Annotated in this window: 17 protein-coding genes and 8 tRNA genes; 9 read left to right on the plus strand and 16 right to left on the minus strand. The window is 42.3% G+C overall.

What is annotated here, in order from left to right:
- Window positions 1–46: 46 nt before the first annotated feature.
- Both DXX93_RS06810 and DXX93_RS06815 read right to left on the minus strand, forming a co-directional pair.
- Entirely contained in the window at window positions 47–2854 is a 2808-nt protein-coding gene (locus DXX93_RS06810) for a ligand-binding sensor domain-containing protein (protein ID WP_147302651.1), read from the minus strand.
- Entirely contained in the window at window positions 2820–3269 is a 450-nt protein-coding gene (locus DXX93_RS06815; RefSeq protein ID WP_116007441.1) for a hypothetical protein, read from the minus strand. Before DXX93_RS06815 ends, DXX93_RS06810 begins: the two co-directional genes overlap by 35 nt.
- 211 nt (window positions 3270–3480) lie before the next feature.
- Here DXX93_RS06815 and DXX93_RS06820 point away from each other — a divergent pair, with 211 nt between their 5' ends.
- Window positions 3481–4650 carry an FAD-dependent oxidoreductase gene (locus DXX93_RS06820; RefSeq protein WP_116007442.1) on the plus strand — a complete coding sequence of 390 codons (1170 nt, stop codon included), beginning with the start codon at window positions 3481–3483 and terminating at the stop codon, window positions 4648–4650.
- Between the two features lie 366 nt (window positions 4651–5016).
- Here DXX93_RS06820 and DXX93_RS06825 read toward each other — a convergent pair.
- From DXX93_RS06825 to DXX93_RS06875, 11 genes are all read right to left on the minus strand, one after another.
- Window positions 5017–5091 (minus strand) — tRNA-Gln (locus DXX93_RS06825).
- Between the two features lie 49 nt (window positions 5092–5140).
- Window positions 5141–5225 (minus strand) — tRNA-Leu (locus DXX93_RS06830).
- Window positions 5226–5386: 161 nt separating this feature from the next.
- A tRNA-Met gene (locus DXX93_RS06835) sits at window positions 5387–5463 on the minus strand.
- Window positions 5464–5517: 54 nt separating this feature from the next.
- Window positions 5518–5602 (minus strand) — tRNA-Leu (locus DXX93_RS06840).
- Window positions 5603–5666: 64 nt separating this feature from the next.
- Window positions 5667–5741 (minus strand) — tRNA-Gln (locus tag DXX93_RS06845).
- 61 nt (window positions 5742–5802) lie between these two features.
- Window positions 5803–5877: transfer RNA gene (locus tag DXX93_RS06850), tRNA-Gln, on the minus strand.
- A gap of 42 nt (window positions 5878–5919) precedes the next feature.
- Window positions 5920–6004: transfer RNA gene (locus DXX93_RS06855), tRNA-Leu, on the minus strand.
- 152 nt (window positions 6005–6156) lie between these two features.
- Window positions 6157–6233, minus strand: a tRNA-Met gene (locus tag DXX93_RS06860).
- Window positions 6234–6785: 552 nt separating this feature from the next.
- Entirely contained in the window at window positions 6786–7877 is a 1092-nt protein-coding gene (gene ychF / locus DXX93_RS06865) for a redox-regulated ATPase YchF (RefSeq protein WP_116007443.1), read from the minus strand.
- A 73-nt stretch (window positions 7878–7950) separates the two neighbouring features.
- Window positions 7951–8535 (minus strand): aminoacyl-tRNA hydrolase, encoded by a 585-nt coding sequence (gene pth, locus DXX93_RS06870; RefSeq protein WP_116007444.1) that lies wholly within the window; start codon window positions 8533–8535, stop codon window positions 7951–7953.
- 15 nt (window positions 8536–8550) lie between these two features.
- The gene (locus DXX93_RS06875; protein WP_116007445.1) at window positions 8551–9168 is read right to left on the minus strand and encodes a 50S ribosomal protein L25/general stress protein Ctc; all 618 of its coding nucleotides are present in this window, start codon (window positions 9166–9168) and stop codon (window positions 8551–8553) included.
- Window positions 9169–9513: 345 nt separating this feature from the next.
- Between DXX93_RS06875 and DXX93_RS06880 the strand changes: the two genes are divergently transcribed.
- From DXX93_RS06880 to DXX93_RS06895, 4 genes are all read left to right on the plus strand, one after another.
- Window positions 9514–9915: a hypothetical protein gene (locus DXX93_RS06880; protein WP_116007446.1), complete on the plus strand. Its 402-nt coding sequence runs from the start codon at window positions 9514–9516 to the stop codon at window positions 9913–9915.
- A gap of 167 nt (window positions 9916–10082) precedes the next feature.
- Window positions 10083–12128, plus strand: coding sequence for a TonB-dependent receptor plug domain-containing protein (locus DXX93_RS06885; protein WP_116007447.1), 2046 nt, complete (start codon window positions 10083–10085; stop codon window positions 12126–12128).
- 208 nt (window positions 12129–12336) lie between these two features.
- Window positions 12337–12729, plus strand: coding sequence for a hypothetical protein (locus DXX93_RS06890; protein WP_116007448.1), 393 nt, complete (start codon window positions 12337–12339; stop codon window positions 12727–12729).
- 1 nt (window position 12730) lies between these two features.
- Window positions 12731–13009: a hypothetical protein gene (locus DXX93_RS06895; RefSeq protein WP_116007449.1), complete on the plus strand. Its 279-nt coding sequence runs from the start codon at window positions 12731–12733 to the stop codon at window positions 13007–13009.
- A 116-nt stretch (window positions 13010–13125) separates the two neighbouring features.
- On the opposite strand, the gene speE is transcribed toward DXX93_RS06895, so the two are convergent.
- Both speE and DXX93_RS06905 read right to left on the minus strand, forming a co-directional pair.
- Window positions 13126–13989: a polyamine aminopropyltransferase gene (gene speE / locus DXX93_RS06900; RefSeq protein WP_116007450.1), complete on the minus strand. Its 864-nt coding sequence runs from the start codon at window positions 13987–13989 to the stop codon at window positions 13126–13128.
- The gene (locus DXX93_RS06905) at window positions 13979–14941 is read right to left on the minus strand and encodes an adenosylmethionine decarboxylase (protein WP_116007451.1); all 963 of its coding nucleotides are present in this window, start codon (window positions 14939–14941) and stop codon (window positions 13979–13981) included. Before DXX93_RS06905 ends, speE begins: the two co-directional genes overlap by 11 nt.
- A gap of 487 nt (window positions 14942–15428) precedes the next feature.
- On the opposite strand from DXX93_RS06905, the gene speB reads away from it, so the two are divergent.
- From speB to DXX93_RS06920, 3 genes are all read left to right on the plus strand, one after another.
- A complete protein-coding gene (speB, locus tag DXX93_RS06910) occupies window positions 15429–16400 on the plus strand; it encodes an agmatinase (RefSeq protein WP_258872609.1) in 972 nt (323 codons plus the stop codon).
- Window positions 16397–18355, plus strand: a complete 1959-nt coding sequence (gene speA / locus DXX93_RS06915; protein ID WP_116007452.1) for a biosynthetic arginine decarboxylase — start codon at window positions 16397–16399, stop codon at window positions 18353–18355. The genes speB and speA overlap by 4 nt, the downstream gene beginning before the upstream one ends.
- Window positions 18356–18772: 417 nt before the next feature.
- Window positions 18773–19765: a nuclease-related domain-containing protein gene (locus DXX93_RS06920; protein ID WP_116007453.1), complete on the plus strand. Its 993-nt coding sequence runs from the start codon at window positions 18773–18775 to the stop codon at window positions 19763–19765.
- Between the two features lie 129 nt (window positions 19766–19894).
- Here the strand turns inward: DXX93_RS06920 and DXX93_RS20775 are convergent, their stop codons facing one another.
- Window positions 19895–20032, minus strand: coding sequence for a hypothetical protein (locus DXX93_RS20775; RefSeq protein WP_181902164.1), 138 nt, complete (start codon window positions 20030–20032; stop codon window positions 19895–19897).
- Window positions 20033–20561: 529 nt separating this feature from the next.
- On the opposite strand from DXX93_RS20775, the gene DXX93_RS21105 reads away from it, so the two are divergent.
- Complete coding sequence (locus DXX93_RS21105; RefSeq protein ID WP_116007454.1) at window positions 20562–21866, plus strand: methyl-accepting chemotaxis protein; 1305 nt, start codon at window positions 20562–20564, stop codon at window positions 21864–21866.
- The last annotated feature ends 478 nt before the right edge of the window (window positions 21867–22344 follow it).

Consider the following 22344-nt stretch of genomic DNA (forward strand, 5'->3'; position numbering starts at 1 on the left):
CAGTACTCAAGGGCAATAGCGGATATCGCGCAGTAGATGCATAGGACTAGCTGTTTAACATCATTGGGAAGTTGATCACAATTTGGCTGCCTTTATTGTCACTCGGTTCAAAGGTATTGACCGAGGCATTGTACTTGTTGGCAATTTGGCGAATATAGTACATCGACATGTTAAATGTCACCTTATTGTTGAAATGACTAAAGCTGTCTTCATCATCGCTAATAGTTAGCCATAATTTGTTTTTAAACTCTTTCAATGTTAATTGAAAGCAGCTCGAGTCGCCGTGTAAAATTGCACAGGTAATGGCCTCATAAATGAGCTTGTAAATATTTGACTGCATTTCGTAGCTAAGTTGGTTATTTTTATCGTATAAATCGTGTGCGAGTTTGACGTGATACTTACGGTGTAGGTATTCAGCAAAGTAAGGCACAGCGATATTCAAATTGCTGCCATACAAACCATCTGGTACTTCTTCGGATTCTTCATTCTGAAATGCACTAATACACTGCTCTGCGATTTCAATCGCTTTATCTTGCTTGTTCTCGGCCAGCAAAGTAACGATGGACTGTAAGTGTCGCTTGGTCGACAAAGCGCTTTTTCCTTTGCGCTGGATTTCCGTTTCAAGCAGTAAATATATTTTGTGAATAGACTGGGTGCGCAGATAGAAAGTCCAAGCCAGCAATGCAAATAAACAGAACAGTGTCACCACATAAATGACGCGAATTTGCGGGGTCCAGTACCACGGGTAGGCAACGTTAATATTGGCGTAGGCGCGTTTTTCACTCCATTGACCAAGACTGTTCGTGGCCATAATTTCTATATTGTAGTTGCCGGATGCTAAGCCTGTTAACGTCAATTGGTTGCCGCTAAGGTAGTTCCAAGCGCTGTTATTGATTTTGTATTTAAACTTTTTGGCTTGCCCTGGACGGTAGTCCAAGCTTACCAGGTCGAGCGATACCACATCGCTCGCTGAGGAGATATTGATCTCTTGGTTTTGCAAATACTGGCGTCCAGAAACGATTGTTTTACTGATATAGACATCGGCATTAAAGAAGCTCTGTTGCTCAATTGGGATTTCTAAAATGCCGCCATAATGCGCATAAAAAGCAGATTCTCCCATCAGAATTGCTTGATCTGAGAAAGAGTAACGTTCGGTTGCTGGCACAAGCGTTATCTGGTGAGTAGATGGGTCAAGCTTGTACAAGCCAGCGGCAGAGCCTATCCATACTTTGTCTCTTATCGTGCTGCTGTAGGTAAATTCGATACCTTGTGCAATAACAGATAACAAGGTGCCTTGACGATCTAATATATAAATACCATCACCTAAAGTGGCGGCAAATACTTTATCGGCAGCATATTCGAGCGAAATGATTTTGTTGGGCCCTTGGTTTGGTATGTTTTTAATGTACTTACTAAATCGGTTGTATATGGAAATGCCTTGTGATGTTCCGAGCCAAGTATCCCCATTATCAAAAGGCAAAATATCAATAATTTCAGCCTTAGGTAAGCCTTGTTCGTGAGTGATGTGATCAACGAGCACTTCTTTGTTCAGGTCGTAAATGTAAAGGCCGTTGAAGTTAGAGCCGAGATAGAGCATGTCGTTGTGGTGAGCAAGTTTGATCAATAACTTATCGTTGTGAGCGAAGTTTACACGTGTTAATTGTCGCGTATTACCTTGAAACTGCCATAGCCCATCAAACGTGGCGATATATAAATCATCGCCAACGGGCTGTAAATCCATAATACGCTTCGCTTTCGAGGAAAAGGCAGCGTTAATATTGGCAGGAAAAATTGTTGAGTCGGGAGCGAATGTTTTTAATCCTTCCCCAAAGCTACCAATAACAAGTTCTTCTTCGTATAAGGTGATTTCATTCGAATTGTTGGGAATATCGAACACTATGGGATGATTCTTAATAGAGCTTTCAACTAGCCTTTCAATACCAAGACTGGTTGCTAGCCACAACACTTTTGAGCGATCGTGAAATGCAGCTTTTACCCGAGCTTTTTTGGCGGTGTTATAGCCATGAGGTAGTTCTTTGAGCGTGCTAGCGTTATAGCGCTTAATATCCCCGTTGTTCGCAATAAGAAAAAAGTTATCACTACCATTTTCTTTGGCTAGCCCGTTACTTCCCATATCAACTGCTGTAGAAGCGATAATTTTGTCACCTTGTAACGAATACATAGTGTCAGGCGTAACAACAATAAGTAAATCACCGACATCGGCAACAACATTAATCGTTTCACTTATCACTGGCGCAAATTTTTCATCTTTATAAACGTAGATGCCTTGAAGCCCAGCATCCATATACAAATGTGTTTGTGAGGTAATGAGGTTGGCAGGAGCTTCCATCGTTAATAAGTGCTGTGTAACCGCACGTTCGCGGTCATAGCGGTAAATTTTATTCGCTGAAGATACGTAAAAGGCGCCATTAAATTCAACACTGTGATAGTGGCTTTCGTGCTCGGTATCGATATCCAGCTTATTGAAGGCACCACTGGTTGGATTGAACAGCCAAGTTCCCATGGTTTCTGATGAAACGATAAACTCGTCGTCAAATGGTTCTATTTCGTGTGCCCATGTAAAGGGAAGAGTCCAGTTGGCATCACTGGCCGAGAAGGTAATACTATTGCTGCCATCAAAGCGGGTTAAACCTTGGTGTCCGGCCAACCATACAAAGCCATTGGCATCTTGCGCAATACTGTGAATTTTCGCGAGGTTATCAATTTGAGTGTTAGCACTTGCTGTTTGAAGGAGTGAGCAAAGCGTGAAAATACAGACGAATAGAGGCAGCAGTAGCTGCCTAACATGATCAAAGCAATTAGATAATACTGTCTGGCGCAATATCGTTCTCATGCTTTTTGCCACCGCAAAGCGCATAAACTTTTGGCATTGCATTTTCTGACTCTGGCTTTTGAACCAGCAAGTAAGTCGGCTTTCTTGGATCATCTTGTTGTTGTTTTCGCTGCCAAGCATTTGTAACGACATCTGCTTGTTCTTGACCATACTTTACTGCAAAAGCTGTTGCTAGCATTTCTACACCAAAGTCATCCATTACCATCATGGTATTACCATGGTAGCCACTTGTGGTGTCAAAATCTATATCTACAGTGAGGATGTTGTCTTCCGGTAGTACTAAATCAAGGCGCATATTCGCAAGCACAGCGCGGTCAGCCTTGGCTTGCAAATTAGTAAGGTTTGGTTTCTCTGTTAGGTCATAAACCAGTTTGATATCCGGAGCGACAATTTTTTCTTCTTTTAATGCAGACATAATCTTTCCTTAATTATTGGGTTTGGCAGAATTGCCAGTAGTTAGTATAAACACAGAATTGGTATTCAGCCTAAAACTTTACGCATAGAAATTTAGTGAAAGCTTGATGTTTATCAATTAAATACAGCGTAGCGATGTCGAATACGCTCGCCAATTATGCTAAATCCTTTTACACTAAGCGCGACCTTTTCTGATATTTAGTTTCCTACCTATGCAACAGCATGATGTTCTAATTGTTGGTGGTGGCATGATTGGCGCTGCTACTGCTCTATCCTTGGCCGAACTTGGTCTTAAAGTTGTAATGTTTGAACAGCATCAACCTCAAGCTTTTTCCAACGAACAAGCATTTGATTTGCGCGTTTCAGCGATATCTTTAGCGTCAGAAAACCTGTTGCAAGATTTAGGGGCGTGGCAGCAAATTCATCAATGGCGCGCCTGTCCATATCGCCGTTTGGGCGTCTGGGAGTCTGAGCTTGCCTACGCCGAGTTTAATGCGGATGCGATTAATCAGCCGCACCTTGGGCATATCGTAGAGAATCGATTAATTCAACTCTCGCTTTGGCAGCAAGCTAAGCAACACCAAGGTATAAAATTAATTTTGGGGCAACCGATAACTGATATTAATCAACAAACCGATAGTATCGCGGTCGACACGGAACAAGAGCGTTTTATCGCGCGTTTGGTGGTCGCCGCTGATGGCGCTAACTCGTTTGTTAGACAACAAGCGAAAATAGGCTGTACTGGCTGGAATTACCAGCAATCTGCAATGTTGATCAATGTTAAAACAGAGTTTCCACAACAGGATATTACGTGGCAGCAGTTTACCCCTTCAGGGCCGCTGGCCATGCTGCCACTACTTGGTAATCATGCCTCGTTGGTGTGGTATGAACATAAAGATCGCATTAAACAATTAGCACAGTTAACAAACGATGAGCTGACAGCGCAAATTGCACAGCACTTTCCTGCCAAGCTTGGTGAGATTGAGGTGGTCGATAAAGGGTATTTCCCTTTAACTAGGCAACATGCCAATAAGTATGTGCAAGGCAATGTTGTATTGCTGGGAGATGCAGCTCATACAATTAACCCGCTAGCAGGGCAGGGCGTCAATCTCGGCTTTAAAGATGTGCTAGCCCTTCGCAATGCGATTGCCGATGCTATCGCCAATGGTACAAGTTGGCACTCAGCAACCGTACTGAATAACTATGAGCAAGTGCGCAGGAAAGATAATTTATTGATGATGACAGCAATGGATGGCTTGTATGCAACTTTTTCAAATGACTCCCCGATTTTAAAAGCGGTCAGAAACATTGGGCTATTTGCTGCGCAGCGTGTTCCCCCCACTATTAAAAACAAGGTATTAGCATACGCTTGCGGACTGTAACGAGTAGCCGTCCTATTTTTCCACTCTTAGCTTTTTCGTTAAGAGCTGTGCCGTTAAAAACTATTTGGCGGCATTCCTTCTCTCGCCATTCAAACGAACTGCGTACAGTCATATCAAATTGCCCTTTATGACTAAGAATCGTTAATAAAGCATTGTTCTTAAATGGGGAATCTGAGGTTTAATCGGCGTACACTGCGATTCTTTTGCGTAAAATTCAATGAAAACACTATTACAAATAGCAGCTTGTTTGTAGATCTCAATCTAGATAGTTCAAAGAAACTAAACACCGCTATAGGCATGAAATTTTAATAGTAATTTAAATTAATGTTTTTGGAATTTAAGTACTGGAAAGTACGTAGAGAAAGTTGGCTGGGGTATCAGGATTTGAACCTGAGAATGACGGGATCAAAACCCGCTGCCTTACCGCTTGGCTATACCCCAATCATATTGAGATGATTGGTAATATCTGAATGATACTACTAGTTTTCAATGGTACGGGAGGAGAGACTTGAACTCTCACACCTCGCGGTACTGGAACCTAAATCCAGCGCGTCTACCAATTCCGCCACTCCCGCATTGAAAATTCGCAAGTTTAAAGAGCCGCCGCTCTCGCGTTACTGGAACGCTGTTTCCCAAATAAGGCCAGCACATCTACTAAATCTGCACACCCTCATTTAAAATTTGCCGTTTTTAAAGAGCCGCCGCTCTCGTGCTACATTCAGCACTCAGTTGTAAATGGTGGCTACACCGAGATTTGAACTTGGGACCCCATCATTATGAGTGATGTGCTCTAACCAGCTGAGCTATGTAGCCATTTACAACTTTTACTTCTTTAGCTAATAAAGGTAAGTAAAAGCTCTTACTAAATGGTACGGGAGGAGAGACTTGAACTCTCACGCCTCGCGGCACTGGAACCTAAATCCAGCGCGTCTACCAATTCCGCCACTCCCGCATTTAGTAATATTACACTTTTATAGAGCCGCCACTCTCGCGTCACTGACGCTGTTTCCTAAGATTGGCTGGGGTATCAGGATTTGAACCTGAGAATGACGGGATCAAAACCCGCTGCCTTACCGCTTGGCTATACCCCAATCTTATGGGCAAAACATCGATGATTTATACTCACCACAACTTTAGCCTAGGCTACGAAAGTGGCTGGGGTATCAGGATTTGAACCTGAGAATGACGGGATCAAAACCCGCTGCCTTACCGCTTGGCTATACCCCAACGATGTTTCATATTTTAATAACATACAGCCTGCTATTAAAATGGTACGGGAGGAGAGACTTGAACTCTCACACCTCGCGGTACTGGAACCTAAATCCAGCGCGTCTACCAATTCCGCCACTCCCGCACAGAGTGCTGTGTAGTTTAAAGAGCCACCGCTCTCGCGTTACTGGAACGCTGATTCCTAAATAAGGCCAGCATAGCTACCAATTCCGCTACTCCCTAACAGAGTATTTATTAAAGTAATAAAATCAATGATTTAAAACTTTAAATTGTAAATGGTGGCTACACCGAGATTTGAACTTGGGACCCCATCATTATGAGTGATGTGCTCTAACCAGCTGAGCTATGTAGCCATTTACAATCTTGCCTCTCAGCAAGTGGCGCGTATTATGCAAATCTGATCGCAGCTCGTCAACCGTTTTTTTGCAAAAATATGACTACTTAGGTTTGTTTGGACAAATTACCAACAAGGCGTTTAATTACTACGCGAGAAGCGTATTTATGCGACTAATTTAACGCGTAATTTGTTTTTATATTTTAGGAGAATACCTAAACAGTAGTAAGTAGTATTAAGTCATGCTCTTAAATTAGTAAAACACAGTTAAAAGATATGGGTTAAGAGGTTTGAATTAAAGCTCCAGTATATTTACCTAAGTAACGCTAAAACTAGTATTAGAAGAGCAATTGCCGTATTAGCCACTTTTAACTATCAATAAATTATGTCTGCTGGCAGTTTATTCTTAGCTAGTGATTTGCACCTATATAAGCAGGCGCTTTTTTAAAACTGTAAGGCCATGACAAGTAGCGAGTGAGTGGACCAAAACTGAAAACAAAAAAGGAGCCATTAGGCTCCTTCTTCAATTATTAAGATAAACGCTAGATTAAGCGTTTAGTTAGACGTAGAGCTATACGTTAAATCTAAAGTGAACTACATCACCATCTTTAACTAGGTAATCTTTACCTTCTAAGCGCCATTTACCTGCTTCTTTCGCACCCGATTCACCATTGTTTTCGATAAAGTCATCAAAACCAACAACCTCAGCGCGGATAAAGCCTTTTTCAAAGTCAGTGTGGATGACACCAGCCGCTTGTGGGGCAGTGGCATTTTGCTTCACAGTCCAAGCGCGTACTTCTTTAACACCAGCGGTGAAGTAAGTTTGTAAGCTTAATAAACCGTAACCAGAGTTAATCACGCGATTTAAGCCAGGCTCAGTTAAGCCCATTTCTTCCATAAAGATCTCGCGGTCTTCTTCGTCCATTTCTGAAAGCTCACCTTCAATTTCTGCACATACAGGCACTACGACGGCACCTTCTTTCGCAGCAATTTCACGAACTTCATCAAGGTATGGATTATTTTCAAAGCCATCGTCATTAACATTGGCAATGTACATAGTTGGCTTAACGGTTAAGAAGTTTAGGTATTTAACTGCCGCTAATTCTTCTTTTGTTAGCTCTAGTGAGCGGATCATTTCGCCTTCTTCTACGTGCGTCAAGATTTTCTCTAGCACAGGTACTTCAAATTTAGCGTCTTTGTCGCCACCTTTTGCTTTCTTTGCTTGTTTTTGCAGGGCACGCTCAGCCGTGTCCATATCAGCAAGAGCTAGCTCTGTGTTGATTACGTCAATATCGCTGCTTGGGCTAACTTTACCGGCAACGTGAACAATGTTTTCATTTTCAAAACAACGTACCACATGGCCAATCGCATCTGTTTCACGAATGTTAGCTAAGAACTTGTTACCTAAACCTTCACCTTTTGAGGCACCAGCAACAAGACCCGCAATATCAACAAATTCCATGGTGGTTGCGATAACGCGCTCAGGGTTAACAATCTTGGCAATTTGGTCTAAGCGAGGATCTGGCACAGGTACCACACCCGTGTTAGGTTCGATGGTACAGAACGGGAAGTTAGCCGCTTCAATACCCGCTTTTGTTAATGCGTTGAACAAAGTAGATTTACCTACGTTTGGCAAACCAACAATACCACATTTAAAACCCATGATTTTTTCCTATCTCGTTATCGCCGATGTGCGGCAAATTAATTTGTGTCAGTACTTTTGGCCTATGCTAAAACTATGCAGCTTTAAAGCTGTGTAAACGATTTTGCGCTTTCTTTAAATCGTCTTTTAGCCAAATTTCAAAGCAGCGGCTTGCTTCATCAACCGCTTGATCAATTAACGTTTGCTCGGCAGCAGGTGCTTTGCCAAGTACGTGTCCGGTTACGCGATCTTTATGGCCGGGGTGACCAATGCCAATGCGCAAACGGTAGAAATCTTTATTATTTGCCATTCTGGCAATAATGTCTCGTAAGCCATTATGACCACCATGGCCACCACCCATTTTTATTTTACAAACTCCCGGTGTCATGTCCATTTCATCGTGTGCAACAAGCATTTCGCTAACGGGAATTTTGAAAAAATTCGCCAACGGTGCCACGGCTTGACCACTGCGATTCATAAAAGTGGTTGGAATAAGTAAATGAACAAGTTGACCCGCAATTTGCCCTTTGCCATAAAGGCCAGCATATTTCTTTTCGGGTTTTAAGGGGATGTTATGGATGCGAGCAAGTTCTTCAACGAACCAGACGCCAGCGTTATGGCGAGTTTTGGTGTATTCGGGGCCGGGATTACCCAGCCCCACAACTAATTGAATAGTCATAAACGAACGTTATGATTACTCTTCAGTTGCTTCTTCTTCAGCAGCTGCGTCGTTACCGCCTTTAGGAGCGTTTAATGTAACAACAGCTTGGTCGTGGCTTTCACCTTTAGCTAATTCATCAGAAGTAACGCCTTCTGGGAATTTAACGTCAGATAGGTGAAGAGTTTGACCAACTTCTAAGTCTGCACAATCAACTTCGATGAACTCTGGCAAGTTACCTGGTAAACAAGTAATTGCGATTTCAGCGATGTGGTGAGCAACAGAACCACCTTTCTTCGCAGCAGCTTCTTCATTTAAGAAGTGAACTGGAACGTTAGTGTGTACAGCGTGTGTAGCATCAATACGCATGAAGTCCATGTGCATTACTAGCGGCTTGTACGGGTGACGTTGCATGTCTTTTAATAAACACTCAACTTTTTCACCGTCAACGTTTAACGTTAATACGTGAGAGTAGAATGCTTCTTCTTCTTGCGCACGGAATACTTTGTTGTGAGCAAGTGTTAAAGATACAGGCTCTTTGCCTTCACCGTAAAGGATAGCTGGAACTTTGTTCGCGTGACGTAGGCGGCGGCTCGCACCTTTCCCTAGGTCAGTACGTACTTCAGCATCCAAAGTAAATAAATCAGTCATGATAAATACTCTATTAATAAGTCAAAAATTGTTGCTCTTTGCGACCAAGAACAACCTGAAAACCTTTTAATTTTAACTAACTTAACCTTAGCGTTAACCAAGCTTAAATCTTAGCCAGAATAAAAAGGCGCGGCATCATAGCATTTTAGCCAATTAAAAGCCAAGGGATTATTGCTGCGAAGTGTAGTTTAGGTGTGGTTATGACAGAGCGCCACTAATTTATATCTGTACCAGACGGCAATTGTAGAAACGAGAACTACAAAAACAATAGGGCATAAATTTGCACTAGCCATTCACTTTATAAAAGCTTGGTACTAGAATACACAGCGCTACTGTTTAGAGAGTTTTATGTACCACCCGTCATTTAGAGTTTTTATCACCTTACTGTTATTGTTTGCCTTTATTGGGCAGGCGGTAGTGTTTGTTGATGCCGACGATAAGTCTGCAGGCGAAACACAAGCTGTTGGAACTTCTGCTAAGTTAACTGATGATGCAGCTCATACCAAACAAGCCGGCACTGAACAACACGAGGATTGCTGTGATGGAAGTTGTGATCCCAGTTGTAATGTCGATTGCAGTGACGGTGCCTGTATTTGTAGTAGCAGTATGTGCTCCGCAACCCTTTATTTAACCGCTTTTATTCGCAGTCCAGCAACTGTTTTTGTTGCTACCCCTATTTACAGTTATCAGTTCCCACATACCTATTTTATAGCTAATTCGCTTTATCGCCCGCCAATAAGCGCCACTTAATATTTCTGCGCAAGCTTTGGCTTTTTCCCAAATAGCAGGGAATGAATAGCCAGAAGCGGCTTTGTGCACTAATCACTAGACACTAATCACTAAAAGACGTGCTTTGTTGCCATGAGCAACTCTTCACACTAAGCCCAGTTAAATACCTAAGCATTCACGAGGTAAAAATGCTTTTGAATAAAATTAGCCTAGCCATTGCTGTCGCGATGTTGCCAGCCATATCAAGCGCCAGTGAAAAACATGGCAAACACAATGAACATAACAGCCATCAAGAAGAGATTGGTCATCATCACGACCATCACGAACATTCAGATAACGGCGTTGAACGTATTCAAGTGACCGCTTCCCGCTTAGGGCGTATTGTCACTGAATCCGCCACTCGAACCGAAGTGATAAATGGCGAAGAAGTGCAAGAAAAAGCACTAATGCGTCCGGGCAATATTTCCATGTTAGTGGCTGAAACTGGCGGAGTGCGTGTGCAAACCACATCGCCAGCGCTTGGTAGCGCCAATATTCGCTTGCAAGGTTTATATGGACGTTACACACAATTGCTCAGTGACGGTTTGCCGCTATATGGCGGGCAAACAGCGTCTATCGGCTTATTACAAATCCTCCCAACAGATTTAGCGAACGTTGAAATTATCAAAGGCTCTGCGTCGTCGCTTTATGGTGGTTCCGCACTAGGTGGTGTGATCAACTTAATTTCACGAACGCCTAGCCATAATAGAGAGGGCGAGGTCGAGGGAGAGGTACTCGTCAATTTAACCTCAAAAGATGGGCAAGATATTACTTCTTATTTCGCGTCACCCATAACAGATACGCTAAGCGCTTCGGTAACCGCTGGTGTTCATCATCAAAAAGAAGAAGATCTCGACTATGATGGTTGGATTGATATGGCTGGTTATGACCGCGCGACAGTGCGCCCGCGTTTTTACTGGCAAGGGGAGGATGGTGCCAACCTTTACTTAACCTTAGGGGCGATGAAGGAGCAGCGCACAGGTGGCACGCGCGAGGGGGCAACTGCGCCAGATGGAAATCCGTTTGCGCAAGATCAAGATACAGTGCGCACCGACCTTGGCTTTATTTATGACGCACCGCTAAATGAAACATTAAATGTAAATGTGCGTGGCTCGGCAATGAATCAAGATCATGAGCATCAATACGGCACTGTATTTGAAGACGATTCTCATCAAAGCTACTTAATTGAGTCCAGTGTTTCAGGTTATGGCGATCAGGCGGCATGGCTTATTGGCGCGGCGTTTCAGTCAGAGCAATTTGATTCAGAAACTTTTTCTGAATTTAACTACACCTACGATGTCCCGGGTTTGTTTACCCAATTAGATTATGACGCCAGTGACGAGCTTGCGCTATCACTAAGCGCCAGAACCGATTGGCACAGTGAATACGGTACTCAATTTAGCCCGAGAATTTCAGTGCTTTATAGCCCTGATAATTGGACGATTCGCGGCGCTTTCGGTCAAGGGTTTTACGCACCAACGCCATTTATTGAAGATATTGATGAAACTGGGCTATCGCGTTTAGCACCCTTGGCTGATCTTGAAGAAGAGCAAGCGTCAACTGCGTCAATAGATGTGAGTTATGTGCTTGGTGACTTCGAAACTAGCGTTACTTTCTTCGCTTCTCATATTGATAATGTTACTGAGCTAGCGACTCTCAATAATTTACAGACTGATGTTGAAGATAATAGTGGCAAACAAGTCGCAATCGTTAATGCACAAGGTGAGAGTCGCATTAGTGGTGCAGAATTACTGCTGCGTTATCGCTGGCACGACATTAAATTTACTGGTAGCTATTTATATACCGATGCCACTAAACCTAACCTATTGGCATCAGGCCGTTCACCGATCACCTTAACGCCACAGCATTCAGCGGGTTTAGTGGTGATGTGGGAAGAGCACGGCAGCCATTTACTCGGTTTTGAAGCGTACTACACCGGTACGCAAGCGCTTGAAAACAACCCATATCGCGAGCGCAGTGATGCCTATTGGCACTTAGGTTTGTTGGGCCAAATTACCCTAGGCAAGGTAAGTTGGTTTGTTAATGCGGAAAACCTGCTGAATGTGCGCCAAACCAAAGAAGATCCATTGCTACTGCCAGCACAAGCACCAAGTGGTCGCTGGACAACCGATATTTGGTCACGCAATGATGGTTTTACCGTTAATGCGGGTGTACGTTTCCAGTTTGGTGGCTAACGCTCTAAAGGGGGAATAAAGTAAAGTGAAACAAAGTAACGAGACAAATTGATAATAAAAAGGGCATTTAAATAAATGCCCTTGTATTGTTCATTCACTTTGGCTGGTTAAATATCGCCCTATATTTCAAATGGAGATTCGTCTAGACTTAATTTCAATAAGGCAAAGCATAATATGCTCTGCAAATTGATCGTAATTAAGGAAAATTATGACGACGAAAAGTAAATGGAAAGCGTTTTTTTGGTTTAACTTACTCTTGGCCTTATTGGAAATATACAGAGCTTTAACTACGCCAGAAATACTACAGCCAGCAATACCCGACTGGCTCTCTTACCTTAATGTTGTAATTCTCCCTTGTTGGTTGTTCGGGCTTTATGCCTACGCGTACTCTTTTAACCTTCCTGATTATTTATTCAAGTACAAATTTGGGCAAGTTGTTACTGCTTTGATTTTTATGTCTGCCTATTTAGGTGTTTACTTTGAATATATGGCTGGTGGGTACTTAGGCCGCGAAATGTTTTTTATCGTTTTAATTACAACCTTGTACCTAATGATCCATGGATATGCGTTAACAAACTTGACCAAAACTAAAAGGATTTAATATGGCAAATCTAGGTAAGTTAATGAACTTCGTTTTTTCAGGCGTATCGGAAGGCGTCAAAATAGCGTGGGATAAAAAACAAGCAAACAAAAAATATAGAGAAATTATATCAACCGTTAAACTCGTGATTTCTAATCAAGGCAGAAGCTTAGAGCATGCGGATGCTGTGTTGAATGTGCTTGTTAACTTGGTTCCTATGGGGCAAGGCGTCGTAACTTTAAAAAGCTCTATATTGATAGCCCTCAAGGCTGGCGAAAGCTGCCGGAAGATCCAGAAATGATTCCGTACGGGCATTGGCATTAGACTTGTTTATTGCAGATTTTTTGCCGTTTTTTTGCGGTTAATGTTGTCAGGTACTTTTGGTAAGCACCTGACACTGAAATTTAAGCTTTCTAGCTATTTGTCATTATCAATCAACCCAGCTAACCCTTTTTGTGCAAAGCTCGGCAAGGCAAAAGCTGCGCTGTGTAGTGCTGCGTTGTAATAGTCAAACTCTAAACCACTTTCCGTTACACGTGCTGGGTTAAAGTCGTTAACTGGGTGGTACTTCTTCGACGCAAAAGTAAAACTCCATAAACCGCCTGGGTAGGTGAGGTTGCTAAAGCTATACAGGTAGTTATTTGGGAATACTGCGTTGAGCACTTTGAGTAACGATTGCTGAATTTCTAGTGCGTACCATGAAGATTCCCCTTGCGAAACGACAATGCCATCGTCAGTTAAGCAGCTAAATACATCGCGGTAAAAAGCTTCACCAAATAGTGGTTGGGCAGGGCCGATAGGATCTGTGCTATCGACAATAATCACATCGAATTTTTCATTTGTTTCTTGTACGAACTTAACGCCATCACCAATAATTAGGTCAATGCGCGGATCGTCTAATGCGCTAGCAGTTTGTGGGATATGGGCTTTACAGGCGTCAACCACCATGCCGTCAATTTCCACCATGGTACATTTTTCAACGGATGAATGGCGGATCACTTCACGCGCGGTACCACCATCACCGCCACCAATCACCAGCACATTTTTCGGGTTAGGGTGCACAAACAAAGGCACGTGGGTGATCATATCGTGGTAGGCAAATTCATCGCGCTCAGTGACCATGATCAAACCGTCATTCAGTAACATTTTACCGTGGCCTTTAGTTTCTACCACATCAACGGTTTGGAACTCGCTTTTGCCAGAAAATAGCACTTTCTCGACTTTAAACTTTAGCCCTAAAAAGTCTTCAAATTTTTCTTCTACCCATAAATTAGAGTGCATGGTTTTCTCCTGAAATATCCAGTTCAATTGGCGCTGAAAATTGCTCGCTCGGTAAAATAAAGTTGGCGAAGTTAACTAGGTAGCCATTGGTTAAGGTTTTGCTCACCAGCGATTTACTCACGTATTGCGAGGGGATAGCTGCATGAATTTGCTCGGCAAAATCAGCCTCATTAAAGCTCATTAAATCAAACGATGCTGGCGCTAATACCGCTAAAATTTGCGGCGCGAGTGCAACTAAATTAAGGTTTGACTCAAACGAGATATAGCTGCTATCCGCTTGCGGCGTGACATGAATGGTTAAATACTCGCGGTCTTTAATGGCATTGAGTGAATAACCGTATGGCTCAAACACGAAATCATCTATCGTAAAGCCTGGTAATAGCTCGTCGATTTTTAAATAAGCGCGAATCTCTTCAGCCGATAAATTTGGCTGAGTTAGATGCTGCGATGCTTGTTCACTAATTTGATAAGCCAGCAACTCATAAGTTTTATCGCTTTTGTCGGCAACAAAGTCGTTATCGAGATGAAACACATAGTTATGATGGCTGTCCATCTCACCGAAGCGATAGGCCTTCCCCGGAAAGTGACTGGCGAGCAGCTTAATATCATCACCAAAACAGCTTGGCTGGGCTTGCGCAAAATATTCGTTTTTACGCTGATAAATAAGATGCGTAATGGCGTCTTTACCTTGGTGTTTAACAAAGTAATCCACCGAGTTAATTAACTGAGTGACACCACAGGTAAGAATAAGCATGCGATCATGCCAAACAAACAAGCTGGATTCCGACAATAAAAATGCCTTGCAATGTTCGTTTTCAATGCTTGATAAAATCTGCGCATGGCAGCAATTGACTAATGCTGCCCAAAATTCATTATCAATATCAGTTAACAAGTTTAATGTGTTGGGATTAACTAATATTTCGGCTTTTTTTTCTGAACCTTCAAAAAACACGACTTGCCCTCTAAAGCAACACGCAAAAAAATGGTGCGGTATTTTACAAATTATTTTGTGGTTTACAAGCAGAGCGTGTTTGTCTTTCGAGCTTGGATTTTGTTCACTCTAAACGCTTTCTGATCGCGGCACTCACTTCGTCGCATAGTCGTTCTATGTAAAAAGTGAGTAACAATGAGCAGGATGCGTTTAGTTGAACCCCCTCAATACAAAATAAAGGGGCAGCGTCTGTTTGAATTATCTACTGTGTTGGCACTTATTTATGGAGAGTAACTACTCTGCACAAGTGCCGCCTTGCATAAAACCCAAACAGACTGCTGCAAAAACAACCGTGAAAGACCAACACGCTCTCAGTTTTATCGCCCATCAAACGGCGCTATTGGGCCGTTATTTTAGCGGGTAGTTGGCGTATTAAAAAATACTATACTTATTCGTGAATTTTTGCATAATTGCGCAAAATTTTGTGAGTTAATATTTGGGTAAATCAGTGACTAGCTTAAAAACGATCAACACCCCGCTAATTACGGCACCTGTGCCGTTTGAATGGTCATCCACTGAGTTGGTGATTAATGCGAATACCACCCATTTAATTGGTTTTGAATTTGATGGCACGGCGTGTTTTCGCAAAGGCACTAAACATGGTCCAAATGCGCTACGAACGGTTTCTGATGGCATTGAGTCATACTCGCCTTATTTAGACGATGATTTGGAAAACTACTGCTTTAGTGACTTAGGTAACTTACCTATTGATATAAATATCACCGAAGACACAGATCCTGAGCATATTAAAACGCAATACTTGCAAGCCAACAGCACCTTTAATGACGTGTTTGCTGATGTCTCGTTAGCCAAAGACAAGGTACGAGTATTAACCCTTGGCGGTGAGCATTCGATCTCTTACGCACCGATCACCCGTTATTTGCAAGAATACCCTGACCTTGTGTTGCTGCACTTAGACGCCCATGCTGATTTACGTGATGGCTATTTGGGCTATCACTACTCGCATGCCTCAATTATTCGCCGAGTGAGCGACCATTTCACCGAACAAAACCAACTGATTCAATACGGTATTCGTTCAGGTACTAAAGAAGAATACGATTGGATGCGTGATAACCAAACTATTATGCAAAGTCGTGCAGACTTTTTGGCGGCGGTAGAAGCGATAGCAGATGATAGACCGATTTATCTAACGCTAGATTTAGACTATTTTGATCCCAGCTTTTTCCCTGGCACAGGTACGCCAGAGCCGGGCGGTGAAGATTTTCATTCGTTCGTTAGCTTGTGCAAAATTTTGCAGCGCAAAAACTTTGTTGGCTGCGATGTGGTTGAGCTTTCACCTGAAATTGACAGCACAGGAAATAGCGATGTATTCGCGGCCAAAGTGGTACGTGAATTACTGCTTTGTTTAAACTCTGGCGCTAATGCTCATAGTAAAAACGGCGCGGAGGCAAACTTATGAGTCGTGATGATTTAGCAACACAAGCATTGTCGAATACCAGTGCGACTTGGTCAATTGACGACGCCGAAAAAATCTACCGAGTAAACCGTTGGGGCAACGGCTACTTTGCCATTGGCGAGCAGGGTGATTTACAAGTAACGCCGCGTTATGATCAACCAAACTTGAAAATTAACTTACGTGAAATTGTCGATGAAATGGTCGCTGAGGGCATTGAGTTTCCGGCTGTTATTCGTTTCCACGATATTTTACGCTCGCAAGTAGAACGCCTAAACCGAACATTTCGCAGCACCATTGAAGAAGCGGATTACGAAGGTCGCTACTTAGGCGTATTTCCTGTAAAAGTGAATCAAATGCGTGAAGTCATCGAGGAAATTGTCGATGCCGGTGCGCGTTTTGACTATGGCCTTGAAGCAGGTTCAAAACCAGAGCTTATTGCAGCGCTTGCTTATAACACCAATAAAAATTCATTGACCATCCTTAATGGCTATAAAGACGAAGAATACCTGCGCCTTGCCTTACTTGGCTTAAAAATCAATCGCAATATGGTGATTGTGGTTGAGAAGTTCAGCGAGCTGACCATGTTAATCAAGCTTTCTAAACAGCTTGGCGTTAAACCTATTATTGGCCTGCGGGTAAAAATGATGGTGAAAGGCCGTGGTAAGTGGGAAAGCTCAAGTGGTGAGCGCGCTAAATTTGGCCTGAGCATTGCCGAAATTTTAAATGCCGTAACCTTACTAGAACAAGAGGGCATGGCAGATACCATCAAGTTGCTACACTTTCATATTGGTAGTCAATTAACGGATATTCGAGCCATTAAAGAAGCAGTACAAGAAGCGTCGTTGGTATACTCGCGCCTTGTTAAACAAGGTGTACCACTGGAATATGTTGATGTTGGTGGCGGCTTAGCTATTGATTATGACGGCTCGCAATCCACCAATGATTCCTCCTGTAACTATGGTTTAGAAGAATATATTGCCGATATTGTTTATGGCTTTAAACAAAGCTGTGACTTAGCTGGTGTTGCTCACCCACATTTAGTAAGCGAAAGTGGCCGAGCGATGACGGCACACCATTCATGTGTAGTGACCAAAGTGATTGGTGAGATTCACCCGCGTGGCGCCCAGTACAGCACACGTAAAGAAACCGGCGAACATATTATTGTCAGTAATTTACGTGATATTGAAAAAGGTCTTACGCAAGATAACTATCAAGAAGCCTTTAACGATATTGCCCAGCTAAAAGAGCAAGCAATGCAAGCGTTTAAGTTAGACGTGCTCTCGCTTGAAGAAATGGCGAAAGTGGAAGTGATGTATTGGCGCACATTGGAAACCATTGATGTGCTGGCGCAGCAGCAAGCCTTTGTGCCAGAAGAGCTAAAAGAAATTCCAGAAATGCTGTCATCGCAATACTTGGCTAACTTCTCGGTGTTCCAATCAGCCGCTGATTCGTGGGCCATTGATCAAGTATTGCCGATCGTGCCGATCTCTCGTCATCAGGAAAAACCCACTAAGCTGTGTAGTTTAGTGGATATCACCTGCGACAGTGATGGCAAAATTGATAAGTTTATTGGTGATGAGGCGACAGGCAACCCAGTTGCCAGCAATGTACCGTTACATGCACTTAACAAAGATGAAGATTACTTTATCGGTATTTTCTTAACGGGCGCTTATCAAGATGTGATGGGCGATATGCACAATCTGTTTGGCCGTTTAAACGAAGTACATATTGTCAGTTACGATGACGATCCAAAAGACTTCTACATTGAAGAAGTGGTTAAAGGTACGTCAGTGAAAGGTGTGCTGTCCACCATGCAGTACACGCCTGAGATTATGGCGCAAACGATCAAAAAAGAAATCGATAAGCAAATTCAACGAGGCCAAATTAAGCCGCGTGAAGGGGTTAACTGGATTGATTTCTACGAAGATTGTTTAGATGGTTATACCTACCTTAAATAACACGTCGAGTAGTTTTCATGTCTTCTTTTACGCCTAGTTCGTTAGCTAAAGAAGACATGAACCCCAATTATCGTATTAAATAAATAAAACTTAACCAGCTGGTTAAATAAAAATCTGCTGGTCGAGCATCAAATTATTTAACGTACAAATGTTGTTGATGATTTGTGCATTAGAACAAGTAAAACACATTTATACCAATCCGCGTTGGGCTGATGGGCTTTTGCAGGTATCGCCAAATTTGATGTTTATTGAGCTGAACTTAGGCAATAAATAGTTAGCGGGGAGTTTCGATAGTTTTGATTAAAAAGATTTAATATTTGCGGAGATTATTGATTTCGATTAATTAGTACCACTTACGCTGTTTACTTAATTGTCATACAATCTTATTGATTTTATTCTGCTTTATGGATGTTGTAGATGATTTTAAAGGATAAACAATTAATAAACGCCCAATCCCCAACAGCTAAGGCTGGCCAGCAACAAGAGCAAGATGTTGCGTTCTATCTCAGACGAGCCTTTAAAGATCACCCCAAAATTTTTGTTATCAATGACTTTAGCTTTACTCACAATGGTGAGCAGGCGCAAATTGATCATTTAATTGTTTATCCCTATGGCCTAATCCTCATTGAATCTAAAAGTATCTCTGGTGAGGTCAAAGTCAATCAGCAGGGGGAGTGGACTCGCACCTTGGGTAAAAAGTGGGTCGGCATGCCATCGCCAGTAAAGCAAGTTGAACTTCAACAAACGTTACTCGCTGACTACCTGCATGAACATCGCGAGCAAATACTGCCTAAGTTACTTGGGTTTAAGCAACAATCATTTCGTTTTAGACAGTGGCATTGTTTATGTGCCGTTTCTAGCAACTCAGTTATTGAACGAGATTCAATGCCAAAAGATATTTCTGCTCAAATCGTCAAGTCAGAATTTTTAGTTGATAAATTGAATAAGTTAATGGATTTGCGCAGCAAAGTACTTAGCACGTTAACCTTTGATACACGCCCTGACTTTCGTGATAACGAACTCAAGTCAATTACTGATTTTCTGTTGTCAGAGGAAGTCCCTAAGTTGAACACAGTGGCTGAAACATCGGCACAAACCTACGAAATTAGCGACAGTGAAACTAACGAGCAGCCAAAGGTTGCAGAACCTAAAAGCCAAACCGTCAACTCTGTCATATTAGCCTGCAAAAAATGCGGCAATACTGAGAAGCTAAAAGCTCATGCTGGTCGGTATGGCTATTATGTTCACTGCGATAAATGCGACACCAATACCGCAATGAAATTGCCGTGCCCACAATGTTCAAGTAAACAAACTAAAGTGGCTAAAAGGCAAACGACTTATACGCTTAACTGCCAAGCATGTTATTCGTCTGCCTTGTTGATGGATACTAGTGCGGAAGCCGTTTGCTAATATTGATTAGCTAGAGCTTCTTACATCATCAATGCACGTTGCAACTTCACTAAAACGATCACGAGCATATTCGTTCTGGCTGATGATATCGGTGACTATTGATAATTTTGATAGTAGAAAGTGCGTGTTCTATCTGATCTGACAAACTGCTTTGACCATTGGCAAGCAAATCCATCGCTTAGCTGACGTTAAAACAGAGCCAATGATGACACTAAATATATGCGCGCGAATGGCGATAGTGCCAAATTCAATACTGTTAATGGTCATTTGTCAGTTGGCTAGCAAAATTAAATGGCACACTATTTAGACATTGTTGGCGAATTATTCGACGAGTTGGGGGCTGCTTATGGGGGCGACTTTTAGCCGTAAATTCTGCAACTTTTATCTAGGATAATCCTTATTGGCTAGTGATGAAACTTGAGTGTTTTCGCTATTAGGAAGTTGGTAGCGGACTATTTATTTGCAACTATTTGATAAATAGTTGAATAGCTGTTTAACAGGGTTTTGAACTCAGATGGCAACTGTTTTATGTTTTTTACCAACTAATTTGAACTTATTGGTGTTTATTTGAAACTTTCTATTCCGGTCAAAGGTCTTATTTGCCATAATCTCACCACCTGCTTTTCTGCGGCAAAAATATCCATGTTTGCCATCGCTGAAAGACAAGGTCGATATAAAAGAAATACAAACAGGCCGTGGCTAATCACAGTAAGAATTGACAACGAGAATTGTGCATTAAGTGACTAGGATTAGGACGCACTGATAGAAATTATTGGCTGCCATTTCGAGGAAGTATATGAATCCATTTGCCAAGTTCAAAAAAAATGAACCCCAAACACCACTAGAACACCCACAAGACACTAAAGCGCAACGTATTTTAGACAGTATTAAAAGTGCAACTGCGTATATTGAGTTTACGCCTGATGGCAAAATTATTGACGCCAATGATAACTTCCTCACCGTAATGGGATACGGCATGGCAGAGCTAATGGGCAAGCATCACCGCATTTTTTGTGATCGCGCATATAGCCAATCCCTTGAATATCACTCTTTCTGGCAAAAATTATCGCAAGGACAATCGTTTACCGACAAATTTAAGCGCTATACCAAAAGCGGTGCTGAAATTTGGTTAGAGGCTAGCTATAACCCAGTAAAAGATGAGTTGGGCAATATCGCGTCTATCGTTAAAATCGCCACCGATATTACAGCGTTTGTTGAACAGTCTGACACGCAAAATGGGATATTGTCAGCATTGGATCGCTCGTCGGCGATGATATCGTTTGCGCTTGACGGCACCATTATCGAAGCCAATGAAAACTTTTTGCAAACCGTGCACTACACGTTAGAGCAAATAAAAGGCCAGCACCACAAGATGTTTTGCTCCAAAGAGATCACATCAAGCCCAGAGTACAAAGAGTTTTGGCGAAAGCTAAACAGTGGCCAGTACGTACAAGGTATGTTTGAACGTCGCACCGCACAAGGCGATGTAATTTGGCTTGAAGCAAGCTACAACCCTATCTTTGATAATACGGGTAAACTGATTCGCATTGTTAAATTTGCGTCTGATATCACCGCGCGCGTTGCTAACTTAAAAAACGCTTCGGAAGCGGTGCAATCAACTGTAGTTGAAACAGAGCAAGTGTCTGAGGTCGCCAAAGATGTATTGAAAGATACCGTGGCGATTATGGACGAAATGACCAGTAATGTGGAAAACCTAGCAAGCAATATTTCAGGATTAGCCGACCAATCCGACCAAATTAGTGAAATTGTCAATACTATCTCGTCAATTGCCGATCAAACGAATCTATTGGCACTTAATGCTGCGATTGAAGCGGCAAGGGCTGGGGAGCTAGGTCGAGGATTTGCCGTCGTTGCCGATGAGGTCAGAAACTTGGCCGCGCGCACCAGTGCGTCAACGGCTGAAATCGCCGAGGTGGTTAAAAATAACCAGTCAATGACAACATCGTTAAGTCAAGATATTCAACTGGCACAGGAAAAGTCAGAGGCGGGCGCGGCACTTATCGCACAAGTCGATGGCGTGTTTAAAGAAATTAATGCCGGTATGTCGGGAATTGTGAGCTCGGTGGATAATTTGTCTTAGGTTATAGGACGGCACAGGTTCTCAATTGTGCAAAGCTTAATTAAAATGCTCCCCCGAATTGGTGGAGCATTTTTATTTACACGCTAAAAATTTGTTAATACCCATAAATGTTTAACGCTTGTTTTGGAATAAATACAAATTTACAAGGAAGAAAAGACTATGACGAATTAATTTTTTGTCGTTTTAACGAGCGTATTGACTTGCTATAGTCTTGCGTCAGTTTGCTATTGAACTAGAGCTGAGTTTAGCTGAACATGAGCTTAGTGCTTGATATTTCACGTTAAGGGTTCGAACTATAGCTTACGGAGCATTGAAAACTAGCTTGTGGTATCCATTCAACTTTGATTTCTTCACCTGCACGTACCGAATGAATATTGGCATGAATCCTCGGTAAAACCCCACTTATACTTAAAGTTTGAGGAGGCAAATTAAACACGGAATTAAAAAGTTTAATATGACCCTGTAACACATTTTGTGT

Origin of the sequence: Thalassotalea euphylliae (assembly GCF_003390335.1) — a bacterium.
In the GTDB taxonomy this organism is placed as follows: Bacteria; Pseudomonadota; Gammaproteobacteria; order Enterobacterales; family Alteromonadaceae; genus Thalassotalea_F; species Thalassotalea_F euphylliae_B.

What these genes read in the sequence shown, in the direction of transcription:
- DXX93_RS06810 (WP_147302651.1), bottom strand. Translation starts at nt 2,854, where the DNA reads ATGAGAACGATATTGCGCCAGACAGTATTATCTAATTGCTTTGATCAT.
- DXX93_RS06815 (WP_116007441.1), bottom strand. Translation starts at nt 3,269, where the DNA reads ATGTCTGCATTAAAAGAAGAAAAAATTGTCGCTCCGGATATCAAACTG.
- DXX93_RS06820 (WP_116007442.1), top strand. Translation starts at nt 3,481, where the DNA reads ATGCAACAGCATGATGTTCTAATTGTTGGTGGTGGCATGATTGGCGCT.
- ychF (WP_116007443.1), bottom strand. Translation starts at nt 7,877, where the DNA reads ATGGGTTTTAAATGTGGTATTGTTGGTTTGCCAAACGTAGGTAAATCT.
- pth (WP_116007444.1), bottom strand. Translation starts at nt 8,535, where the DNA reads ATGACTATTCAATTAGTTGTGGGGCTGGGTAATCCCGGCCCCGAATAC.
- DXX93_RS06880 (WP_116007446.1), top strand. Translation starts at nt 9,514, where the DNA reads ATGTACCACCCGTCATTTAGAGTTTTTATCACCTTACTGTTATTGTTT.
- DXX93_RS06885 (WP_116007447.1), top strand. Translation starts at nt 10,083, where the DNA reads ATGCTTTTGAATAAAATTAGCCTAGCCATTGCTGTCGCGATGTTGCCA.
- DXX93_RS06890 (WP_116007448.1), top strand. Translation starts at nt 12,337, where the DNA reads ATGACGACGAAAAGTAAATGGAAAGCGTTTTTTTGGTTTAACTTACTC.
- DXX93_RS06895 (WP_116007449.1), top strand. Translation starts at nt 12,731, where the DNA reads ATGGCAAATCTAGGTAAGTTAATGAACTTCGTTTTTTCAGGCGTATCG.
- speE (WP_116007450.1), bottom strand. Translation starts at nt 13,989, where the DNA reads ATGCACTCTAATTTATGGGTAGAAGAAAAATTTGAAGACTTTTTAGGG.
- speA (WP_116007452.1), top strand. Translation starts at nt 16,397, where the DNA reads ATGAGTCGTGATGATTTAGCAACACAAGCATTGTCGAATACCAGTGCG.
- DXX93_RS06920 (WP_116007453.1), top strand. Translation starts at nt 18,773, where the DNA reads ATGATTTTAAAGGATAAACAATTAATAAACGCCCAATCCCCAACAGCT.
- DXX93_RS20775 (WP_181902164.1), bottom strand. Translation starts at nt 20,032, where the DNA reads ATGACCATTAACAGTATTGAATTTGGCACTATCGCCATTCGCGCGCAT.
- DXX93_RS21105 (WP_116007454.1), top strand. Translation starts at nt 20,562, where the DNA reads ATGAATCCATTTGCCAAGTTCAAAAAAAATGAACCCCAAACACCACTA.